This is a genomic window from Mesorhizobium sp. USDA 4775 (genome assembly GCF_054062655.1).
In genome coordinates this window covers 4,643,070-4,662,590 of record NZ_JBSSFM010000001.1, presented here as the reverse complement: position 1 = coordinate 4,662,590, position 19,521 = coordinate 4,643,070, and the positions used below count along the sequence as shown (strand labels likewise).

Below are 19,521 nucleotides of genomic sequence, written 5' to 3'. Positions count from 1 at the left end.
GGCAGGGCGGATGTAAGACATTGCCGTTTGTACTTTGCGGTTGTGGGCCGGAATAGCCTCGATCGTGATTCGGCCGAATGTTCACCAAAGTGCGACAGTGCGCGCCTCGTGAATGGCTGTTGATCTCAGCCGATTTGACGTATGACGCCAGCCAGTGGACAGAAGAGAGATAGCTCCCACATGCTCGGACGGCTGAACCATGTCGCGCTTGCGGTGCCGGATCTGGCTGCCGCCGTTGCCGCCTACCGCAACACGCTTGGCGCCGAAGTGACGGAGCCGCAGGCTTTGCCGGAGCATGGCGTCACGGTGGTGTTCGTCAATGTCGGCAACACCAAGATCGAATTGCTGGAACCGCTGGGCGAGGGCTCGCCGATCGCCACGTTCCTGGCGAAGAACCCGTCAGGCGGCATGCATCATCTCTGCTACGAGGTCGACGACATCCTGGCCGCGCGGGACCAGCTCAAGGCCGCAGGCGCGCGCGTTTTGGGCGACGGCAATCCGAAAACCGGCGCGCATGGCAAGCCGGTGCTGTTCCTGCATCCGAAGGATTTCTTCGGCACGCTGATCGAACTGGAGCAATCATGAGCTGGGTTTCGTTCACCGCCCTGTTTTTCGCGACCTGGTGGGTGGTGCTGTTCGCCGTACTGCCGTTTAGCGTCAGGACGCAGGACGACGATCATGACGTGACACTGGGCACGGTTCCAAGCGCGCCGCGCGGGCCGCACATGCTGCGCGCGGTGATCCGCACCACCATCGCCACGGCGATCCTCATGGGCATTTTCTATGGGCTGACGCACGGGCTGGGCTACAGCCTCAACGACATCCCGCATATCGTGCCGGATTTCGGCCAGACCCCGGCGAAATAGATCGCCCGGCGAGAGTGCGACGACGACGTCGATGCGCCGCGGATGAGGGTCGAGACGCTGCCATGCTTCACGGCTGACCGCTTGCTGACGTTAGGTCATGTGTTCTGACAGCACGCCACGCTAACCAGATGATTGCACAAAAAAAATGCAAGGCACGAGGCCTTGCAATTAAACGCGTCCGATCTGTTTCCGGTTTCCGGCGGCAGCGAGTAACCGCGCCTAGATCGCATCCTCCCAAGACTTTGACCGCGTAGGAGAGCAGATTTTTCTCCGCCCTCTCGGTTATCGCGGCACACTAGCCTAAGCCGAATGAAAATGTCACGAAGAATTTTGCCTCGAAACAGGCATTCTCGTGCTGCGCTGCACAATAGTATGGCATGCTTTGCTTGGGAAACGACCAGCAAGGCTCGGCGGAGCCTTTGCGGCATGTTCTGGATTGACGCGCGCAAAGAATTGGCGGCCAAAACCGAAGAGGTTCGGCATGCCCGATGCCGGCACGTCCTGGTCCGGAAACCGGAGGATTCCGGGCCGTGGCGCGCTAATGTGCCGCCATGCCCGGGTTTCCATTCCGTCATGAAATGGCTATGAAGCCGGGGCAAGCAAGCCTGCGTCGCGCCGATTCTGGCGTGGCCGTTCTCATTCACGGACCAGTCCATGCGTTTGTCGCGCTATTTCCTGCCTATCCTCAAAGAAAATCCGCGCGAGGCCGAGATCGTCTCGCATCGGCTGATGCTGCGTGCCGGCATGATCCGCCAGCAGGGGCAGGGCAGTTTTTCCTGGTTGCCACTTGGCAAGCGGGTGTTGGACAAGGTCTGCCAGATCATCCGCGAGGAGCAGAACCGCGCCGGCGCGCTGGAAATCCTGATGCCGACCATCCAGTCGGCCGATCTGTGGCGCGAAAGCGGCCGCTACAACGACTATGGCAAGGAGATGCTGCGCATCAAGGATCGCCAGGACCGCGACATGCTCTACGGCCCGACCAACGAGGAAATGGTCACAGAGATCTTCCGCGCCTATGTGAAGTCCTACAAGGATTTGCCGCTCAACCTCTACCACATCCAGTGGAAGTTCCGCGACGAGGTGCGGCCACGCTTCGGCGTCATGCGCTCGCGCGAGTTCCTGATGAAGGACGCCTATTCCTTCGACCTCGACTTCGATGGCGCGAGGGCTGCCTACAACAGGATGTTCGTCTCCTACCTCAGGACGTTTACGCGCATGGGCCTGCAGGCGATTCCGATGCGCGCCGACACCGGGCCGATCGGCGGCGACCTCAGCCACGAATTCATCATCCTGGCCGATACCGGCGAAAGCCAGGTTTTCTGCCATCGCGACTATCTTTCGCTTGCCGTGCCGGGCGCCGAAACCGACTTCGCCAATGACGGCGAGATATCAGATATCGTCAAGACATGGACGACGCCCTACGCCGCCACCGACGAGATGCATGACGAAGCAGCTTGGGAAAGGGTGCCCGAGAGCGACAAGGTTTCGGCGCGCGGCATCGAGGTTGGTCACATCTTCCATTTCGGCGAGAAGTATTCCAAGCCGATGGGCGCCAAGGTGACCGGACCGGACGGCAAGGACCATTTCGCCTCCGGCGGTTCCTACGGCATCGGCCCGTCGCGCCTGGTCGCGGCGATCATCGAAGCCAGCCATGACGAGAACGGCATCATCTGGCCCGACGCCGTGGCGCCGTTCGACATCGGCCTGATCAACATGAAGGTGGGCGACGCCGATTGCGACCGTGTCAGCGAAGAGCTGAATGCCGCCTTCACCGCCGCCGGCAAGGACGTGCTCTATGACGACACCGACCAGCGGCCGGGCGGCAAGTTCGCCACCGCCGACCTGATCGGTCTACCCTGGCAAGTGATCGTCGGACCGCGCGGCGTGGCCGCCGGCGAGGTCGAGATCAAGAATCGCAGGACCGGCGAGCGCGAAACGCTGCCGATCGCTGATGCGAAAAAACGCTTCGGTGTCGCCGCATGAGCGAGGCGGCGGCGGCAAGATCAGCGGGCGCCGGCCCGTTCTCCTTCTTTGAGCGCACGGTTGCCTGGCGCTATTTGCGCTCGCGGCGCAAGGAGACGGTGATCTCGGTCATCGCCTCGATCTCCTTCCTCGGCATCATGCTGGGGGTGGCGACGCTGATCGTCGTCATGGCTGTGATGAACGGGTTCCGCGCCGAGCTTTTGACGCGCATCCTTGGCGTCAACGGCCATCTGATCGTGCAGCCGCTCGACTCGCCGCTTGAGGACTACGCCCAGGTTGCCGGCCGCATCAACGGCGTGCCCGGCGTCAAATACGCCATTCCGCTGATCGACGGCCAGGTGCTGGCGCAAGGCAATGTCGGCGGCGGCACGGGCGCACTGGTGCGCGGTATCAGGGGCGAAGATCTCGGCAAGATCGCCATCGTCGCCAACAACATCAAGCAGGGTTCGCTCGCCGGTTTCGATTCGGGCGAGGGCGTCGCCATCGGCAAGCGCATGGCCGAGAATCTCGGCCTGACGCTGGGCGACACCATCACGCTCATCTCGCCCGATGGCGACGTAACGCCGATCGGCACGACGCCGCGCATGAAAGGCTACAAGATCGCGGCGATCTTCGAAGTCGGCATGTCGGAATATGACACGTCCATCGTCTACATGCCGTTCTCCGAAGCGCAGCTCTATTTCAACATGGATGGCCGTGCGCAGACGATCGAGATCTATGTCGACAATCCCGACAATGTCGACGCGCTGAAACCGAAGGTGGAAGAGGCGGCGCAGCGGCCGATCGACATGGTCGACTGGCGCCAGCGCAACGAGACCTTCTTTTCCGCCCTGCAGGTCGAGCGCAACGTCATGTTCATGATCCTGACGCTGATCGTGCTGGTGGCGGCGCTCAACATCATTTCGGGACTGATCATGCTGGTGAAGGACAAGGGGCACGACATCGCCATCCTGCGCACCATGGGCGCCTCGCGCGGCGCCATCCTGCGCATCTTCCTGATGACGGGGGCGGCGATCGGCGTCACCGGTACGCTCGCCGGCGTGCTGCTCGGCGTCGTCATCTGCACCAACATCGAATCGATCCGCCAGTTCTTCTCCTGGATGACCGGCAAGGTGCTGTTCAACCCGGAGCTCTATTTCCTCAGCCAGCTGCCGGCGAAGATGGATCCGCGCGAGACGACCTATGTCATCATCATGGCGCTTGGGCTGTCCTTCCTGGCAACGGTGTTTCCGGCATGGCGGGCCGCCCGCCTCGATCCGGTCGAAGCCTTGAGGTACGAGTAGTGGCCGAGGTCATTATCGAGCTGAAGAGCGTCGAGCGGCACTATGTCCAGGGGCCGCGCAAGCTCACCATTTTGAACGGCGCCGATTTCTCGCTGAAGCGCGGCGAGATGGTGGCGCTGGTGGCGCCATCCGGCACCGGCAAGTCGACGCTGCTGCATACGGCCGGCCTGCTGGAACGCCCCGACGCAGGCGACGTGATCCTGGCCGGCCGGGCCTGCGGGCGGCTCTCCGACGACGAACGCACGTCAATCCGCCGCAACGATGTCGGCTTCGTCTACCAGTTCCACCATCTGCTGCCGGAGTTTTCCGCGCTGGAAAACATCATGATGCCGCAGCTGATCAAGGGCCTGCCGCGCAAGGAAGCGGCCGAGCGCGCCGCGCAACTGCTCGACTATATGCAGATCGGCAAGCGCGCCTCGCACCGGCCGTCCGAACTCTCCGGCGGCGAGCAGCAGCGCGTCGCCATTGCCCGCGCCGTCGCCAATGCTCCGCTGGTGCTGCTGGCCGACGAGCCGACCGGTAATCTCGACCCGGTCACCGCCTCCTATGTCTTCGAGGCGCTGGGCGCGCTGGTCAAGCAATCGGGCCTGGCGGCGCTGATCGCCACCCACAATCACGAGCTGGCATCGCGCATGGACCGGCGCGTCACGCTCGCCGACGGCAAGGTCGTGCCGCTTTAGGCTGTGCCGATATCAGGCGAATTGACCGAATATCGACACATCCGCGAAGATGGGTTTGGCCGAATCTTCATATGGCTTTCTAGACCTCGCCGAGGGCCTGTCGCCATTCACTATCGTGACCTGTTGATAGGCGTCTCGCCATCAACCTTTCCTTAACCCTGCCGATCTGATCGCCCGGAGATTCTTGCCGGGACCGGATTCTGCGCGTTGACATTGAAACAAAATTAGAACAAATTGCGAACATATCAACAACAGGAGAGAGTTATGACCGATCTGGTTCAGGATGTCATCTCACTGGTTTGCATGAGCACTTTCCTCATTTCCATGGCGATCTGGATCGGCGCCATGTGATCTGGCGGCTCTCGCCGCCGTCGTTCCTGGCGGATGAAGTCCGCTTCCCCGTTAAGCCTTTCTTGCCGCCGCGGCGCTAGGGTGCGCCTCTCAGGCAGGGAGCAACATTCAGGTGTCGCCCATCGTCACTGCCATTCTGGTGGCCAGCAATCTCGGGCTGATCTTTCTCTTGATGACCGTGCCGCTTGGTTCGCGCACGGTCAGGGTCAGCCGCGTGATTGCGATGGACCGCCAGCGACTCTGGCAGGCGCTATGGCCGCTTGGCAGCGATGCCGGCTGGTCCGGCGAGATCCTGTCGGCCGAGCCGCTGGACGGGGAGGGTGTGTCCCGCATCATGCTGTCGTGGGAAGGCCGCGACGGCAAGCCGATCGAGCGCAGGGCGCGGTTTGACGATGTCGTCGAGGGCAGCCGCTTCTCGATGCGCGTGCTTGAGGATACGGCGCTCGATGCCTCGTTCTGGAAAGACTATCGCGAAACCGCCGAGCTCGTCTCCGAAGGCAGCGGCACGCGGGTAACGCTCGGCCGGACGGATCGTTACCGCGGTGTTGCCTTTCTGGTGTTCCGTTATTTCGCCATGCGCCGCGAACTGTCCAAGCTGCAGCGTTGGGCGATGACCGGGCAGTACCGCAAGGGCGGTTGGTTCGAGCATCCGCTGAGCCAGGTCGGCTTTGCCGTGCTGTCGGCATTGATCTTGTGGCCGTTCTTCGGCCTTCACCTCGGGGGGCTGGCGCTGGCCGCCATCCTGACGTCGGTCGTTGCCCTGCACGAGCTTGGCCACATGGCGGCATTCCGGCTGATGGACCACCGCAAGGCGCGGATGATCTTCATCCCGCTGCTCGGCGGCATCGCCATTGGCGGCCGGCCCTACAACAGCCGTTTCGAAGTGGCCTTCGTGGCGCTGATGGGGGCGGGTTTTTCTGCCTTCCTGGTGCCGATCGTCATCGCCGCCAGTGCGCTGGCCGGCAGCGAGGGGCATAAGGGCGCGGCCACGCTGCTGGCGGCGCTGGCAGGCTGTGCGGCCCTGTTCAACATCGCCAATCTGGTGCCGGTGTGGAAGTTCGATGGCGGCCAGGTGCTGCGCCAGATCTGCCCGGGGCCGGTCGCGCTGGCGCTGGCCTCGTTCTTCCTGCTCTCGGCATTTTTGGCGGTGGGCTGGCGGGCCGGCTTTTCCTCCGGCTTTCTGCTGGCGACGGGAGCGGTCTTTTCAATCCTAAGCCTGCTGACGATGGGCAGCGGGGTGAAGCCGCGTTACGAGCTGAAGCCTATCCGTACCGTCGACCGCTTCGCCATCGCCGGCGCACTGCTGGCGGTGTTCGTCATCCATGGCTGCGGCGTTCTGTGGGCGTCGGCGCAATTGCTTTGAGCTGGAAAGGATCAACCCGTCTTGCGGGCAGCCTCGGCCGACAAGGCCGCCACGGGACCAAAAACATCCTCGAAGGCTGATTTCAGCGCCAGATCCAGATCGGCCATGCCGACGGGCAGGCCGAGGTCGACGAGGCTGGTGACGCCATGGTCCTGGACGCCGCAGGGAACGATGCCGCCGAAATGCTCAAGCTCCGGTTCGACATTGATGGCGATGCCGTGAAAGCTCACCCAGCGCCGCAGCCGGATACCGATCGCGGCGATCTTATCCTCCGCCGGCGAGCCGTCCGGCAGGGCAGGGCGATCAGGCCGCACCACCCACACGCCTACCCGGTCCTCGCGGCGTTCGCCGCGCACGTTGAAGGCGGCGAGCGTGCCGATGATCCATTGTTCGAGCGCGGCGACGAAAGCGCGCACATCCTCGCGCCGCCGTTTCAGGTCGAGCATGACATAGGCGACCCGCTGGCCCGGCCCATGATAGGTGTATTCGCCGCCACGTCCGGCGGCAAAGACGGGAAAGCGATCAGGCTCGATCAGGTCCTCGATGCGGGCGCTGGTGCCGGCAGTGTAGAGCGGGGGATGCTCGACCAGCCAGACCATTTCGCCGGCGGCCCCGCTGCGGATCGCCTCGGCCCGCGCTTCCATGAAGGCCAGTGCCTCGGGGTAGGCGGTAAGGCCGGGCTCGATGCGCCACTCCACCGGTGCCGAACCGGGGAGCGGCAGGAACGACGTGGCGATCTGGCTGCGTTCTGTCATGGTTCTTCGTTTTTGTTCATGCATGCCGCGATCCCAAAACCGCCTCGCGCTTTCGGGCAACATGCATCCGCCTCCCATATGGCGATATCGGACGCAAACGTCCAGTTCCGCATGCTCATTCCGATCCTGTGGACCGATATGCCAATCGGTTGAGATTATTGCGCATCGCGCACTTGTTTCGCCGGAAACGATTTGCTACACGCCGCGAGCCGGTCGGTTCCGGCTCCTACCACGTGCGGTCGTGGCGGAATTGGTAGACGCGCAGCGTTGAGGTCGCTGTGGGGCAACCCGTGGAAGTTCGAGTCTTCTCGACCGCACCAAATTTCCTGAAGCAAGCCTTCGGACGCCTTGCAATAACCTCCGGCAATCTGGCGATCATCAGACCCTGAGCACGGTGCCGGCCGCTCTATAAGGGCCGGACCTCGGGTCCATTCGGCAGATCGACGGTCACGACAAGGCCGCTTGGCTGGTTGTCGTGCAACTCGATCTTGCCGCCGTGACCCTGGATGATATCTGCCACGATCGAGAGGCCGAGACCGAAACCGTGTTTCGACGCAACGCCGCGCGACATATCCTCCTTGAAGAAGGGTTCGAAAACGCGCGAGCGCGCCGTCATCGAAATTCCCGGCCCATCGTCGCCCACCGCGATACGCGCCGCCGAGTCGGTCTGCGTCAAGGCGACGGTGACGTTGCCGGCAAATTTGACCCCGTTGTCGCATAAATTGGTGATGGCGCGCGCCAGCGCATTGGGTTTGCACCAGCCCAGAAGCCTGTCCGGTCCGCAATAGGAAACCGAAAACCCGACATCGGAGAATTCGGCACAGACGGTCTGCAGCACGCTGGCAATGTCGGCCCGCTGCAGCTTTTCGGTCGAGACGTCGTTGCGCAGATAGGTCAGGGTCTCGTCGATCAGATCCTCGATGTGCCGGACGTCGGACAATATGGCGGCTCGAACGGGGCCGTCATCCATGCGCTCGGCGCGAAGGCGCAGCCGCGTCAACGGCGTGCGCAGATCATGACTGACGCTGCGCAGCATGCGGGTGCGGTTCTCGATCATGGTGCGGATACGCGTTCTCATCCTGTTCAGCGCGCGCGCCAGGCCGACCATTTCGATGGAGCCGCGTTCGGCGAAAAGTTCGTTGCCATTCTCGATCTCGGCTTCCCCCACTGCGTTCGAGATGCGCTTCAATGGCTCCGTCACGGCCCAGACCGCAAATAGCCAGATCAACACAGGCAGGGCGACGAAAGCCATGAACCTGTAGAACGAGACACGGACGAAGCCTGATGTCAGCCAGGAATCGGGCATGCCGAAATGCGCCAGGACGCTCTGCTGGTCCAGGTCGATGACAAACGCATATTGGCGGCCGATCCTTATCCAGCGCCCAGGGATCGAGCCGCTCTCGATCTGAAGAAGCCATCCGGTGCTTCGCCATTGCAGATAGGAATCTGGAATAGTGCTGATCTGCTCCCTGGGCAGGATCTTGAAATCAAAGCCGGCGCGTGTCGCCGCAGCCAGAACAGCGCCGCGGGCTTCGGTTGGCGTTTCGCGCAACAAGGCAGCGACAACGCCAGCCCGCCTGGCGCTGTCTTCCACCACGGGAAGGTCGACATTCGCTATCAAACCCTCGACGACCGATCCGACGGACATGATCGCGATCACCGCCATGAAAATAATTGCCGCGAACTGCCCACGCACCGACTGGGGCAGGAAGCGGCGGACCAAGCGCCTCACGCTTCCTCCACCGTGGCGGTGAAGATGTAGCCACCCAGCCGGACAGTCTTGAGGAGAACGGGATCGCGCGCATCCTTTTCGATCTTCTGGCGAATCCGGCTGACATGGACATCGACGCTTCGCTCGATCGGGCCGGCAAGCCCGGCATGGGTGACGCTGAGAAGCTCCTCGCGCGACAGAACCCGGCCTGCATTGCGGCAGAACGCCAGCAAAAGATCGAATTCATGCGTCGTGGTCGCAACCCGCGCATTGCTGGGATCATGCAATTGCCGGCGAACGGGATCGAGGCGCCAGCCGTTGAAGCGAAGCACCCTTGTGCGGTCCCGTTCGTCGGGAGCGTAAGCCGTGCGGCGCAGCAACGCCCTTATCCTTGCGGTCAGTTCGCGCGCGCTGAACGGTTTGGTCACGTAATCGTCGGCGCCGATCTCCAGTCCGAAGATGCGGTCGATTTCCTCGCCAAGCGCCGTCAGCATCAGGATCGGAACGTTCGTTTGCGCGCGAAGCCGGCGGCATATGCTGAGGCCGTTCTCGCCAGGCAGCATGATATCGAGCACGATGAGATCGAATTTCTGGTTGCGAAGCGCGGCGTTCATGCGGACGCCGTTGCCGGCGATTTCGACGATCATGCCGTTTTCCGTCAGCGTCTCGCCCAGCATGCGGGCGATCTCGATGTCGTCTTCGACAATGAGGATCTGCGGGCCTTGCCTCGGCGATTTGAACTCGGCGTTCAGATCGATCCGGCTGGAGCTTACCGCGGCCTGCATTGCATTATGTGTGGGCATCAAAACCGATATCCGACGAGAAGCATCCCCGAGGGCTGGACCTTGTCGACGACAACAGGGCTGTCGGCAGCGTCCCCCATGAGAATGCCCACCCCCGCCTTGCCACGCACCATCCAGTTGTGATTGAGCGTATATGTGGCGGAAATCGAAAAATCGGCGCGCTTCAACCCGGCGCGGGCATCATACTGGGTCAATCCCGAGCGAGCCGATTGCTCCGGCGTGACGCCGAAATAGGCCTGCATGTATTTTTCGTCAGCGAAGACGACCGATGCGCCGGCGCCGACCATCCATGACTGGGACAGAGGCTGGGTCACCTCGATGCCAAGCGTGCCCTGCATGCCGTCGCTGCCGCCGATGGTCTTGTCCAATTGCGCGTAGATTTTCGCCGGGCCGAACTTCACCGCCGCCTTGGCCCCGACGACCGCGCCCATGTCGACATCCCCCAGGCCGCGCAGACGATCGGCATCGTCCTCCTTGCGGCCCATGTCATAGCCAAGCCGCGCACTGAGTTCGAACGGCCCGTGTTCATAGACGGCGATGTTGGCGCCCGTCGGATCTACCCTCACCGTGTCGAGAAATGTCGCCGATACGAAAGGGACCGGCATGACCTTGAACTCGTTGCTGCCCTCATATTTGGCCCGACTTAAACACCGCCTGTGAGAATATGTCATTAAGTCAGCATGTTAGGCGCGCGCCGGCGCGTGTTACCACTACATTTTGGGGGGATCTCAGGCGAGTTGTTCGTCGAGGTTGTGTGGCAGAGCGATGCCAGCTGCCTTGAAGACGTTGCCCACTTGGCCGGTGACGTGAGTTCTGGTTGTGACGATGCGACCATCCTTTTCGATGGTGGCTTCCTGGAGGCGATCGAGATCGCGTAGGAGCGGCTGCCATTCGGGCGTCAGGCCTTTGGCCCGGCAGAGGCGGCGCAGTTCCTTGCTGAGCACGAGCGCCAGGAACGAGCAGAACACATGCCCGCGGATGGCGGCATCGGATTGGTGGAAGATCGGCCGGGTATTGAAGGTTGCCTTGGCGGCGCGGAACAGGCTCTCGACCTCGAGCAAATCGCGATACCGCAGCACGGCCTGGAGCGGGGTCACCTTCGCGTTGGTCCGCACCACGGTGATACCGTCGTAGCGGGCTTCCTCGGCAAGCTTGCCGACATCGATCTTGAAGTTCTTGCCGCCGGCCTTGAGGTAACGCCGGTAGGCCGAGTTGCCGACCAGTGCCTTGTCGCCCTTCTTGAGCTGTGCCTCGAGGCCGGCGATGATCGCCTGGCGGTCGGCCTTGTCCTTCTCGGCCTCGGCGTCATTGCGGCTGACGATGTAGCGGTCTTTACCGAACTTGACCTCTTTGACCCACAACTGAGTTTCACCGCGCTGGCGCTCGAGAACGAGCGGAACCATCGGCGCCGTGTCATTGAGCACGACGTTGTGGATCACGCTGCTCGAGCGTTCGCGGGCCCCCAGAATGTATTCCATGCCCAGCTTTTCGAGCGCGGCGATGGTATCGGCGCTGATCATGCCGCGATCGGCGACAACGCAGGCGCGTGTGACGCCGAAGCGCGTTCGCAGCCGATCGACCACCGGCAACAGGACGGTCACGTCAGCGGTGTTGCCAGGCACCATCTCGGTGCAGATCGGCCGGCCCTCGCCATCAACGACCAGCGCCAGGATCATTTGCGCCAGATCGGGGCGGAAGTCCTTGGAATGCCCGCGCTTGCCCAGCGTCTCGCCGCCCGCGCCGTAGAAGGATAACGAGGTTGTGTCCATGAACACAAGGCTGAGGTCGGTGAACAGGTCCTGCCGGCGCGCGAAGAGCTTTTCCTCGATCACGTCTTTCACGCAGCGCGCCACCAGCGCGCCTTGCGCCTTTTCGCCGCGTTCCTCGCCCAGCCACGCCATGGCCCGGTAAAAGTGATGGAGCGCCAGACCCTCGGCGCCCTCGATACCATAATCGGCCATCCAGTTCGCGCAGTCGCGGTCCGAGCCCGACACGAACAGCCGATGCAACGTGCCAATGAACACCGCCCGTTCCACCGCAAAGCCGAACTGGCGCCCTTCCAGCACCTCTTCCAGCACATCGCCAATCCCGAGCCGCTGCCACAGCCGCCCGAACAACAGCGGACCGCCAATGCGGCGAGAGGCAATCCGCCCCGCGTCAATGTCGGACAGGATGAGGCTGCGTTCGCCATGGCGCGCAATCGAGGCCGCCAATCTGTCAAGTTCGCCGCTGGCAACCAGCGCATCCTTGCGGCCCAGTGCCTTTATCGTGCGCTGGCGAACGGTTTTGCCGTCGCGGACACTTTCCACGAGGTAGAGATAGCGATGGCCGCGCGCGACTCTCTCAACGACAAACATGCCAGCGTTGTTAGTAAATAAATGCCGTCAAATCCAGACAAAACAGAGCAAACAGCACAAATGTTGTTACCACACATTTTCGCGCCCGAAATTCAAGGCAAATGAATTCAATGGCTTAACGGACAGTGTTCGCTATCCGTTCACGTCCAACTGTTCAAGTTGGGTTTGGGAACGATGATGGCGCCGCCGCCCAGGACGACATGCCAGCCGGCCAGTTGCTGTTCGAAGCGCCCGAAACGCGAAGGATCGGGCGGCGGGGTCACATCCCCGGTATCGTCGGCATCGGTGTCAACTGCAATGGCGTCCGCCGCCTGCACGATCTCAGAATGCGTTGAAAACACGATTGCCATCGCCGCGAGAGAGGCCCGGCCGGCGAAGGTCCCAGAAACCAATTTGAACATGCATGCTCCAGAGCAGGGAGGCAGTAAGAGCCCCCGATGCTCCGGACTATTTCAGGTGAAAATGGCTGCATGGGTGAAGTGATGTTAAGTTTTGTTGCGCAATCTTGGCCTGATCTTGGCTCGTGTAGAAGCGCGCCACCACAAGCGCGGGAGGTCAATCGACGACTTCTGCTTCCAGAACGTCCTCTTGCCTCCTGCCACCGTCAGAGCGGCGAGCTGCTCGATAACGGCCAGGCGAAAGGCCGTGATGTCGATGGAATAGCTTCGAAAACGCGGCCGCGGTCTCATAGCCGACACGGGCCGCAATCCGTGCAATCCCCTCGTCGCTCGTTTCGAGCAGAAATGCGGCCTCCGACATCCGGCGTGAGATCAGATAGCGGTACATGGACTCGCCGACGAGCTTGGTGAAGCGAGCCGAAAACGCCGAACGACCAAGTCCCACGCTTTGCCCGAGCTCGCCAAGCGTCCAGGGTCGATCCGGTCGTTCGTGGATCAACTGAAGTGCCGGTCCGATGTGCGGGTCCGCCATCGCCCCCAGCCAACCGCCTTCCCCGGGGTCGAGCGACTTGATCCAGCTTCGCAGCACCTCGACGAAGAGCACTTCTGTCAGTCGTGAGAGTGCAACGCCTTGGCCCGGACGTGCGTGCGCCGCCTCGCTCACCATGCGTTGCAGAATCGCATCGAGCCATCCGCCGTCTTCCGTCGGCTTCAGGAGAAGCAGGGGCGGAAGCAATTCCAACACGCTGCCGCGCGAGGGCCGCGCCACGGTGAAATTGCCACAGATCATCGTCGCGAGCGGCTGCTCGCCGCCTCCGTGACGAATGAGGCCAAGACGCCCAGCCAGTCGATCGATGTCGAGAATCGGTAACGGCTCTGTCCGACGATCCGAGTAGATCACATGGGGCTCGCCGCGCGTGACGACAACAAAGTCGCCCTCGGTCATTTGAAGTTCTCGTCCATTTTCGAGCGCGAGGGTAGCCGAGCCACGGCTGAGATAATGGAACAGGGCGTATGGGCGCGCTGGCAGTGCCAGATTCCAGGGATGGCCGAGCTCGAAGTGGAACAGCAAGGTTCCGCCAAGGCGAACGCGGTCGAGCACTTCAGCGAGGATGTCCATCTTCCGATGTTAATACGACGGATGGTCGGACACAATATTCGGACGATTGAGGCCTAACGTCCAAGTGCTCCACGTATTAGTTGATCGCAAGTCGAGCCAACAGGTCGCGCCGCAACCATCACCCGAGCGGCAGATGGGAGAACCGCGACTGTTGCCGGCACGCCTGCCTTTCCTCGGACCCGCGTCGTCCGTTATCTCAACAGGAGCAACCAATGCGAAATCTTCTACTCTCAGTCGCTACCGTCCTCATGGCCGGAGCAACAGTCGCCGCCCCCGCCCAATCAGCTCAACTGCCCAAGGGGGCGGCCCACAATATCGTGCTCGTCCATGGCGCTTTCGTCGACCAGACGAGTTGGAAGCCGGTCGCCGATATCCTCACGAAGAAGGGCTACAATGTAACGCTCGTCGAAAACCCGCTCACCTCCCTCGCGGCGGACGTCGATGCCACCAAACAGGCGCTTGCGAAACAGAACGGCAAGACCGTCCTCGTTGGCCACTCCTGGGGCGGTGTGGTCATCACGCAGGCAGGTGACGATCCCAACGTCTCGGCGCTCGTCTACGTCTCCGCATTCGCGCCCGACGTGGGAGAATCTCTGGCGGGCTTATCCAAGAGCGGTCCGGCAACCGAAGGCGCCGCGGCGATTCATCCCGACGAAAAGGGCAACCTCTACATCGATCCCAAAGTGTTTCCCTCTGCAGTCGCGGCTGACCTTCCCGCGGAGATCGCCGAATCCTTGGCAAACCATCAGCTCCCGTTGAACCACACGGCGTTCGAGGCTCCCGTCGATAAGGCGGCCTGGCACGACAAGCCGACATTCTATGTGATCAGCACGAAGGACAAGGTCATCGCACCCGAGGTCCAGAAGCTGTTCGCCGAAAGGATGAAGGCCCAGACGACGGATGTCGCCGGCAGCCATGCATCCCTGGTCGTCCACGCGAAGGAAGTCGCCGCGGTGATTGAAAAGGCCGCGCTCGTGAAGTGACGATTGTGCTCCCGGCGCCTTCGTGCCGGGAGCACCATGCGTGCTCGGCGGACTACGGAATGCCTTGGTCCGCGAGCGGCTCAAACCTAGCCAAAACCGCACCAGCTACTCCCACTCGATTATCTGTGCCAAGCATCCGGAGGATGACATGACTGAGTTCGACACCTCGAGCCAGGACGCCGCAACGCTAGAAACAGCGCCCACCCGTTACATCGAAGGCGGCGGAATCCGCTTCGCCTATCGCCGCCTCGGCCCATCGACCGGAACTGCGCTTGTCCTCCTGCAGCATTTCTCGGGCAACATCGACGCGTGGGACCCCGCCGTCGTGAATGTCCTGGCCACCGATCGACCGGTGATCGCTTTCGATAACGCCGGGGTCGGCCGCTCGACAGGCCAAACGCCCGACAATATCGCGGCGATGGCCCAAGACGCGGTCGCTTTTATCAAACTGCTCGGCCTCTCCGAAGTCGACCTTCTTGGCTTTTCCCTCGGCGGCTGTGTCGCCCAGCAGATCGCTGCCGAGCACGGACGGCTGGTGCGCAAGCTCATCCTCGTCGGCACGGCTCCGAGAGGCGGAGAAGAGCATCTGTTGACGGTTCTCCAGGACGCGTTTTCCCAAACCGACGCGCCGGACGTCCGCCTGCCACTATTCTTCACGAAGTCGTCCGCCAGCCAGTCGGCCGGCCTGGCTTTCCTGAAGCGGGCGAAGGCGCGTAAGGAGGATCGGGACACCGACAACGGCGGCGCGGTGACGGATCCGCAGGCCAAGGCGCTTATTACCTGGTGCGCCACACCTGATCCCGAGCACGCCATTCTGCGCGCCATCCGCCAGCCCGCCCTTGTGGTCAGCGGCAGCCACGACACCATGCTGCCGGCGGACAACGCCTATGCAATGTTCAAGGCTCTAAGCAACGCCCAGCTGGTCCTCTATCCCGATTCCGGCCACGGCGCCCTGTTTCAGCACCACGAATTGTTCGTCAGCCACGTCCGGACCTTCCTGGAAGCGTAATCGGCCGCTGCATAATCCCGGCGCGATCGGTCGCACCTTTATTCTTGAGAGCTGTTACGGAGAAAGAAATGACAATCGCAAAGGTCGAGGTTGAGCGTTTCAGCCTGACGTGTTCCAAACCATTCGACGCCGTTGTGGCCGCGCTCAAGTCAGCGGTCGGGCAACCTGACATTGTCGAATTTTTCAAGGCGACGGGGGCTGCAAATTCCTTCTCGGATTTGGAGCGCGTTGTGCAAAGCGGCCTGGGCCGCACAGGTCTCATGCTTTTCGCGGAATTCGACTTGGGCGCCATTCTGCGCCGCGAAACTGGAACCGAGACTCCCAAGAGCATGCGGTTCCTGGTGGGCAATCCACTCATCATGAAAGAAATGGTCAAGCACGTTCCCGATGCTGGATCTTACGCTCCAGTCACAATCCTTGTTGATGAACGTCCCGATGGCGTGCACGTCTCCTACGACAAAATGGAGAGTTGTCTGCTCCCTTATGGTAGTTTGGAGGCTCTTGCCGTCGCTCGCGATCTTGATGCGAAAATCACAACCTTGCTACGCGAATGCGCAAACTAAGCTCATGGTGACGCTTCCGGCGGCAGATTACTCCCACGCGTTTGGCCATGACATGGCGTTGGCGCTGCTGCCGCTGGGGCTTGGCACGCCCGGCACGGCGCTGGAGGTTTCAATTCTCGGCGGGCGGTGCCTGGCAAGGGTGATCGCCGACTCTCCGGGAGGCTCGCGCGGGCTTATGTGAGAGCCCCCCAGCGTGGAGAGGCGCGGAAATCACGCCGCCTTCTTCATCCGCGCCAGTGTATCCGCAACCACCTCGCCAAACGACGACGGCGTCGGAACGATGATCACGCCTGCCTCCTTCAGGATCTCGACCTTCTCCTGCGCCGACTCGCCGAAGGCCGAGATGATGGCGCCGGCGTGGCCCATGCGGCGGCCTTTCGGGGCGGAGAGGCCGGCAATGTAGGCGATCAGCGGCTTGCGCATGTTGTCACGCGCCCAGATCGCGGCTTCCGCCTCCTGCGGTCCGCCGATCTCGCCGATCATCACCACGGCGTCGGTCTCGTCGTCCTGCTCGAACAGTTTCAGCATGTCCTTGAAGGAGGAGCCGTTGATCGGGTCGCCGCCGATGCCGACGCTGGTCGACACGCCGATGCCGAGCGCCTTCATCTGCGAGGCTGCCTCGTAGCCGAGCGTGCCGGAGCGGCCGACAATGCCGACGCGGCCGGGCAGGTAGATGTTGCCGGGCATGATGCCCATCAGCGCCTGTCCCGGCGTGATCATGCCGGCGCAGTTCGGGCCGATCAGCCGCATGCGGTCCTCGAAGCGGTAGCGGCGCATATAGCGCTTGACCTGCATCATGTCCTGCGAGGGGATGCCGTCGGTGATGCAGACGCAGAGTTTGATGCCGGCGTCCGCGGCTTCCATGATCGAATCGGCGGCGAAGGGCGGCGGCACGAAGACGATGCTTGCCTCCGCGCGGGTCTCGCGCACGGCGCCCTTGACCGTGTTAAAGACGGGCAGGCCGAGATGCGTCTGGCCGCCCTTGCCGGGGGTGACGCCGCCGACCAGCTTGGTGCCGTAGCGTTTCATGTCCTCGGCATGGAAGCTGCCGATCTTGCCGGTGAAACCCTGGACGATGACGCGGGTGCTGCGGTTGAGCAGGATTGCCATTTTCTCGACCTCCCTCAGGCTGCTTTTTTCTTGGCGGCCGCGCGCCAGGCGGCGACGGCTTTTTCGGCGGCTTCTGCCAGCGTGTCGGCGACGATCACCGCCTCACCGGAATCGGCCAGGATGCGGCGGCCTTCCTCGGCTTTGGTGCCGGAGAGCCGCACCACCAGCGGCACGGTGACGCCGACCTCGCGGATCGCCTTGATAACGCCCTCGGCGACCCAGTCGCAGCGGTTGATGCCGGCGAAGATGTTGACCAGGATGGTCTCGACATTCTTGTCGCCGAGCACGGCGCGGAAGGATTTCGCCACCCGCTCGGGCGAGGCGCCGCCGCCAATGTCGAGGAAGTTGGCCGGCTCGCCGCCGGCGATCTTGATCATGTCCATCGTCGCCATGGCCAGGCCCGCGCCATTGATGATGCAGCCGATATTGCCGTCGAGGCCGACATAGGAGAGGCCGCGGTCGCTGGCGAAAGTTTCGCGCGGGTCTTCCTGGCTCTTGTCGCGCAGTTCGGAGATTTCAGGCCGCCGGAACAGCGCGTTCTCGTCGAACGACATCTTGGCGTCGAGCGCGATCAGATTGCCGTCGCGCGTCACCACCAGCGGATTGATCTCCAGCATCGAGGCGTCGTAGTCGCGGAACACCTGGTAGCAGCTGAAGATGGTTTCGGTCGCCTTGCCGATCAGATTGTGATCGAGGCCGAGCCCGAAGGCGATCTCGCGTGCCTGAAAGCGCTGCATGCCGACGCCGGGGTCGACCGATGTGCGCAGGATGGAATTGGGTTCTTTCTCGACAATATCCTCGATCTCCATGCCGCCGGCTGCCGAGGCCACGATCATGACGCGCTCTTCCTTGCGGTCGAGCACGAAGCCGACATAGAGCTCCTGGGCGATGTCGACGGCTTCCTCGAGATAGAGCCGGGAGATCAGCTTGCCACGCGGTCCGGTCTGATGGGTCACCAGCTTGCGCCCGAGCATGGCTTCGGCGGCGCTCGAGATCTCCTCGTCATTGGCGCACAATTTTATGCCGCCGGCCTTGCCGCGCGCGCCGGAATGAATCTGCGCCTTCAAGACCCATTTGCCGCCGCCGATCTCGCGCGCCCTGTAGGTCGCCTGTTCGGGGCTGTAGGCCAGCCCGCCGCGCGGCACATGCACGCCGTGCCGGGCGAGCAGTTCCTTGGCCTGGTATTCGTGGATGTCCATTTTGTCCTCCCTGAACAGTCAATGCGTGGCGGTTTGGCCGGCGCGTTCGATGGCCTCGTTGACCACCAGAACGTTCCTCGCCATGCGTTCCGACGCGGCGTCGATCATCTTGCCGTCGAGGGCGGCGGCTCCCTTGCCCTCAGCCTCGGCTTCCTTGAGCACCTCAAGAATGCGCCTGGCGCGCGTGACCTCTTTTTCGGGCGGGGAGAAGACGTCGTTGGCGAGCGCGATCTGCGAGGGATGGATCGCCCATTTGCCTTCGATGCCCAGCGTCGCAGCGCGCCTGGCGCCGGCGATGTAACCTTCCGGATCGGAGAAATCGCCGAACGGCCCGTCAATGGCGCGCAGGCCATAGGCGCGGCAGGCAACCGTCATGCGCGACAGCGCGAAATGCCACTGGTCGCCGGGATAGTCGGGGTTGAGGCCGCCAATGTTGACGGTGCGCGCCTTGCAGCTCGCCGCATAGTCGGCGACGCCGAAATGCATCGCTTCCAGCCGGCCTGGCGTCGCGGCGATCGCCTCGACATTGGCCATGCCGAGCGCGGTCTCGATCAGCGCTTCGAGGCCGACCCGGGTCTTGTAACCCTTGGCCATCTCGATCTGGTTGACCATGGCTTCGACCATATAGAGGTCGGCCGGCACGCCGACCTTCGGCACCAGGATCGTGTCGAGCCGGTCGCCGGCCTGTTCCATGACGTCGACCACGTCGCGGTACATGTAGTGGGTGTCCAGCCCGTTGATGCGCACCGAGACGGTCTTGCCCTTGGCGCGCCAGTCGATGTCGTTGAGTGCCTGGATGATGTTCTTGCGGGCGCGTTCCTTGTCGGGCGGGGCGACCGCATCCTCGATGTCGAGGAAGACGAAGTCGGCGGCGCTGTTGGCCGCCTTGTCGATCATTTCCGGGCTGGAGCCGGGAACCGCCAGCTCGCTGCGCTGCAGCCGCAACTTTTTCAAATGGTTGATGGTGTGGCTCATGGTCGGGTTCCT

The 19,521-nt window shown here is 62.6% G+C and carries 20 protein-coding genes and 1 tRNA gene; 11 read left to right on the top strand and 10 right to left on the bottom strand.

Annotated elements, in window-relative coordinates; all coding sequences use genetic code 11:
• Positions 1 to 180: 180 nt before the first annotated feature.
• The 6 genes from mce to ACVILI_RS22790 all read left to right on the top strand — a co-directional run bounded on the left by mce (position 181) and on the right by ACVILI_RS22790 (position 6,526).
• A complete protein-coding gene (gene mce / locus ACVILI_RS22815) occupies positions 181 to 585 on the top strand; it encodes a methylmalonyl-CoA epimerase (RefSeq protein WP_019858923.1) in 405 nt (134 codons plus the stop codon).
• On the top strand, positions 582 to 866 hold the full coding sequence (locus ACVILI_RS22810; RefSeq protein WP_010910093.1) for a DUF1467 family protein: 285 nt from the start codon (positions 582 to 584) through the stop codon (positions 864 to 866). The genes mce and ACVILI_RS22810 overlap by 4 nt, the downstream gene beginning before the upstream one ends.
• A 654-nt stretch (positions 867 to 1,520) precedes the next feature.
• Positions 1,521 to 2,849, top strand: coding sequence for a proline--tRNA ligase (proS, locus tag ACVILI_RS22805; RefSeq protein ID WP_038647480.1), 1,329 nt, complete (start codon positions 1,521 to 1,523; stop codon positions 2,847 to 2,849).
• On the top strand, positions 2,846 to 4,132 hold the full coding sequence (locus ACVILI_RS22800) for a lipoprotein-releasing ABC transporter permease subunit (RefSeq protein ID WP_019858920.1): 1,287 nt from the start codon (positions 2,846 to 2,848) through the stop codon (positions 4,130 to 4,132). The genes proS and ACVILI_RS22800 overlap by 4 nt, the downstream gene beginning before the upstream one ends.
• Positions 4,084 to 4,812 carry an ABC transporter ATP-binding protein gene (locus ACVILI_RS22795; RefSeq protein WP_196232823.1) on the top strand — a complete coding sequence of 243 codons (729 nt, stop codon included), beginning with the start codon at positions 4,084 to 4,086 and terminating at the stop codon, positions 4,810 to 4,812. The genes ACVILI_RS22800 and ACVILI_RS22795 overlap by 49 nt, the downstream gene beginning before the upstream one ends.
• Before the next feature lie 463 nt (positions 4,813 to 5,275).
• Positions 5,276 to 6,526, top strand: a complete 1,251-nt coding sequence (locus ACVILI_RS22790) for a site-2 protease family protein (RefSeq protein WP_240564638.1) — start codon at positions 5,276 to 5,278, stop codon at positions 6,524 to 6,526.
• An 11-nt stretch (positions 6,527 to 6,537) separates the two neighbouring features.
• Here the strand turns inward: ACVILI_RS22790 and lipB are convergent, their stop codons facing one another.
• A complete protein-coding gene (gene lipB / locus ACVILI_RS22785) occupies positions 6,538 to 7,281 on the bottom strand; it encodes a lipoyl(octanoyl) transferase LipB (RefSeq protein WP_038647476.1) in 744 nt (247 codons plus the stop codon).
• A gap of 235 nt (positions 7,282 to 7,516) precedes the next feature.
• Here lipB and ACVILI_RS22780 point away from each other — a divergent pair.
• Positions 7,517 to 7,601 (top strand) — tRNA-Leu (locus ACVILI_RS22780).
• Positions 7,602 to 7,687: 86 nt separating this feature from the next.
• Here ACVILI_RS22780 and ACVILI_RS22775 read toward each other — a convergent pair.
• The 6 genes from ACVILI_RS22775 to ACVILI_RS22750 all read right to left on the bottom strand — a co-directional run bounded on the left by ACVILI_RS22775 (position 7,688) and on the right by ACVILI_RS22750 (position 13,670).
• Positions 7,688 to 9,013, bottom strand: coding sequence for a sensor histidine kinase (locus ACVILI_RS22775; RefSeq protein ID WP_038647474.1), 1,326 nt, complete (start codon positions 9,011 to 9,013; stop codon positions 7,688 to 7,690).
• Complete coding sequence (locus tag ACVILI_RS22770) at positions 9,010 to 9,777, bottom strand: response regulator (protein WP_019858780.1); 768 nt, start codon at positions 9,775 to 9,777, stop codon at positions 9,010 to 9,012. The genes ACVILI_RS22775 and ACVILI_RS22770 overlap by 4 nt, the downstream gene beginning before the upstream one ends.
• A gap of 17 nt (positions 9,778 to 9,794) precedes the next feature.
• On the bottom strand, positions 9,795 to 10,466 hold the full coding sequence (locus tag ACVILI_RS22765) for a MipA/OmpV family protein (RefSeq protein ID WP_457102620.1): 672 nt from the start codon (positions 10,464 to 10,466) through the stop codon (positions 9,795 to 9,797).
• A gap of 57 nt (positions 10,467 to 10,523) precedes the next feature.
• Complete coding sequence (locus tag ACVILI_RS22760; RefSeq protein WP_038655116.1) at positions 10,524 to 12,152, bottom strand: IS1634 family transposase; 1,629 nt, start codon at positions 12,150 to 12,152, stop codon at positions 10,524 to 10,526.
• A gap of 140 nt (positions 12,153 to 12,292) precedes the next feature.
• A complete protein-coding gene (locus tag ACVILI_RS22755) occupies positions 12,293 to 12,553 on the bottom strand; it encodes a hypothetical protein (protein ID WP_457102619.1) in 261 nt (86 codons plus the stop codon).
• A 154-nt stretch (positions 12,554 to 12,707) separates the two neighbouring features.
• Positions 12,708 to 13,670, bottom strand: a complete 963-nt coding sequence (locus tag ACVILI_RS22750; protein ID WP_038647470.1) for an AraC family transcriptional regulator — start codon at positions 13,668 to 13,670, stop codon at positions 12,708 to 12,710.
• Between the two features lie 212 nt (positions 13,671 to 13,882).
• Here ACVILI_RS22750 and ACVILI_RS22745 point away from each other — a divergent pair, with 212 nt between their 5' ends.
• The 4 genes from ACVILI_RS22745 (at position 13,883) to ACVILI_RS22730 (ending at position 16,406) form a co-directional block, all read left to right on the top strand.
• Positions 13,883 to 14,653, top strand: coding sequence for an alpha/beta fold hydrolase (locus ACVILI_RS22745; RefSeq protein ID WP_019858777.1), 771 nt, complete (start codon positions 13,883 to 13,885; stop codon positions 14,651 to 14,653).
• Positions 14,654 to 14,801: 148 nt separating this feature from the next.
• The gene (locus tag ACVILI_RS22740) at positions 14,802 to 15,662 is read left to right on the top strand and encodes an alpha/beta fold hydrolase (protein WP_038647468.1); all 861 of its coding nucleotides are present in this window, start codon (positions 14,802 to 14,804) and stop codon (positions 15,660 to 15,662) included.
• A gap of 68 nt (positions 15,663 to 15,730) precedes the next feature.
• A complete protein-coding gene (locus ACVILI_RS22735; protein ID WP_038647466.1) occupies positions 15,731 to 16,225 on the top strand; it encodes a DUF302 domain-containing protein in 495 nt (164 codons plus the stop codon).
• A complete protein-coding gene (locus ACVILI_RS22730; protein WP_441935795.1) occupies positions 16,146 to 16,406 on the top strand; it encodes a glycine cleavage T C-terminal barrel domain-containing protein in 261 nt (86 codons plus the stop codon). The genes ACVILI_RS22735 and ACVILI_RS22730 overlap by 80 nt, the downstream gene beginning before the upstream one ends.
• A gap of 29 nt (positions 16,407 to 16,435) precedes the next feature.
• Here the strand turns inward: ACVILI_RS22730 and sucD are convergent, their stop codons facing one another.
• Genes sucD through ACVILI_RS22715 form a run of 3 tightly spaced genes read right to left on the bottom strand, consistent with a single transcriptional unit; the run spans position 16,436 to position 19,509 of the window.
• Positions 16,436 to 17,335: a succinate--CoA ligase subunit alpha gene (gene sucD / locus ACVILI_RS22725; protein WP_019858772.1), complete on the bottom strand. Its 900-nt coding sequence runs from the start codon at positions 17,333 to 17,335 to the stop codon at positions 16,436 to 16,438.
• A 14-nt stretch (positions 17,336 to 17,349) separates the two neighbouring features.
• Positions 17,350 to 18,534 (bottom strand): malate--CoA ligase subunit beta, encoded by a 1,185-nt coding sequence (locus ACVILI_RS22720; protein ID WP_038647464.1) that lies wholly within the window; start codon positions 18,532 to 18,534, stop codon positions 17,350 to 17,352.
• Positions 18,535 to 18,552: 18 nt separating this feature from the next.
• Positions 18,553 to 19,509, bottom strand: a complete 957-nt coding sequence (locus tag ACVILI_RS22715) for an HpcH/HpaI aldolase/citrate lyase family protein (protein ID WP_038647462.1) — start codon at positions 19,507 to 19,509, stop codon at positions 18,553 to 18,555.
• Positions 19,510 to 19,521 lie beyond the last annotated feature (12 nt).

Bases quoted from the DNA above. Each gene is read 5' to 3' on its own strand.
- mce (WP_019858923.1), top strand. From the start codon at position 181: ATGCTCGGACGGCTGAACCATGTCGCGCTTGCGGTGCCGGATCTGGCT.
- ACVILI_RS22810 (WP_010910093.1), top strand. From the start codon at position 582: ATGAGCTGGGTTTCGTTCACCGCCCTGTTTTTCGCGACCTGGTGGGTG.
- proS (WP_038647480.1), top strand. From the start codon at position 1,521: ATGCGTTTGTCGCGCTATTTCCTGCCTATCCTCAAAGAAAATCCGCGC.
- ACVILI_RS22800 (WP_019858920.1), top strand. From the start codon at position 2,846: ATGAGCGAGGCGGCGGCGGCAAGATCAGCGGGCGCCGGCCCGTTCTCC.
- ACVILI_RS22795 (WP_196232823.1), top strand. From the start codon at position 4,084: ATGGCGGGCCGCCCGCCTCGATCCGGTCGAAGCCTTGAGGTACGAGTA.
- lipB (WP_038647476.1), bottom strand. From the start codon at position 7,281: ATGACAGAACGCAGCCAGATCGCCACGTCGTTCCTGCCGCTCCCCGGT.
- ACVILI_RS22770 (WP_019858780.1), bottom strand. From the start codon at position 9,777: ATGCAGGCCGCGGTAAGCTCCAGCCGGATCGATCTGAACGCCGAGTTC.
- ACVILI_RS22765 (WP_457102620.1), bottom strand. From the start codon at position 10,466: ATGACATATTCTCACAGGCGGTGTTTAAGTCGGGCCAAATATGAGGGC.
- ACVILI_RS22760 (WP_038655116.1), bottom strand. From the start codon at position 12,152: ATGTTTGTCGTTGAGAGAGTCGCGCGCGGCCATCGCTATCTCTACCTC.
- ACVILI_RS22755 (WP_457102619.1), bottom strand. From the start codon at position 12,553: ATGTTCAAATTGGTTTCTGGGACCTTCGCCGGCCGGGCCTCTCTCGCG.
- ACVILI_RS22750 (WP_038647470.1), bottom strand. From the start codon at position 13,670: ATGGACATCCTCGCTGAAGTGCTCGACCGCGTTCGCCTTGGCGGAACC.
- ACVILI_RS22745 (WP_019858777.1), top strand. From the start codon at position 13,883: ATGCGAAATCTTCTACTCTCAGTCGCTACCGTCCTCATGGCCGGAGCA.
- ACVILI_RS22740 (WP_038647468.1), top strand. From the start codon at position 14,802: ATGACTGAGTTCGACACCTCGAGCCAGGACGCCGCAACGCTAGAAACA.
- ACVILI_RS22735 (WP_038647466.1), top strand. From the start codon at position 15,731: ATGACAATCGCAAAGGTCGAGGTTGAGCGTTTCAGCCTGACGTGTTCC.
- ACVILI_RS22730 (WP_441935795.1), top strand. From the start codon at position 16,146: ATGGTAGTTTGGAGGCTCTTGCCGTCGCTCGCGATCTTGATGCGAAAA.
- sucD (WP_019858772.1), bottom strand. From the start codon at position 17,335: ATGGCAATCCTGCTCAACCGCAGCACCCGCGTCATCGTCCAGGGTTTC.
- ACVILI_RS22720 (WP_038647464.1), bottom strand. From the start codon at position 18,534: ATGGACATCCACGAATACCAGGCCAAGGAACTGCTCGCCCGGCACGGC.
- ACVILI_RS22715 (WP_038647462.1), bottom strand. From the start codon at position 19,509: ATGAGCCACACCATCAACCATTTGAAAAAGTTGCGGCTGCAGCGCAGC.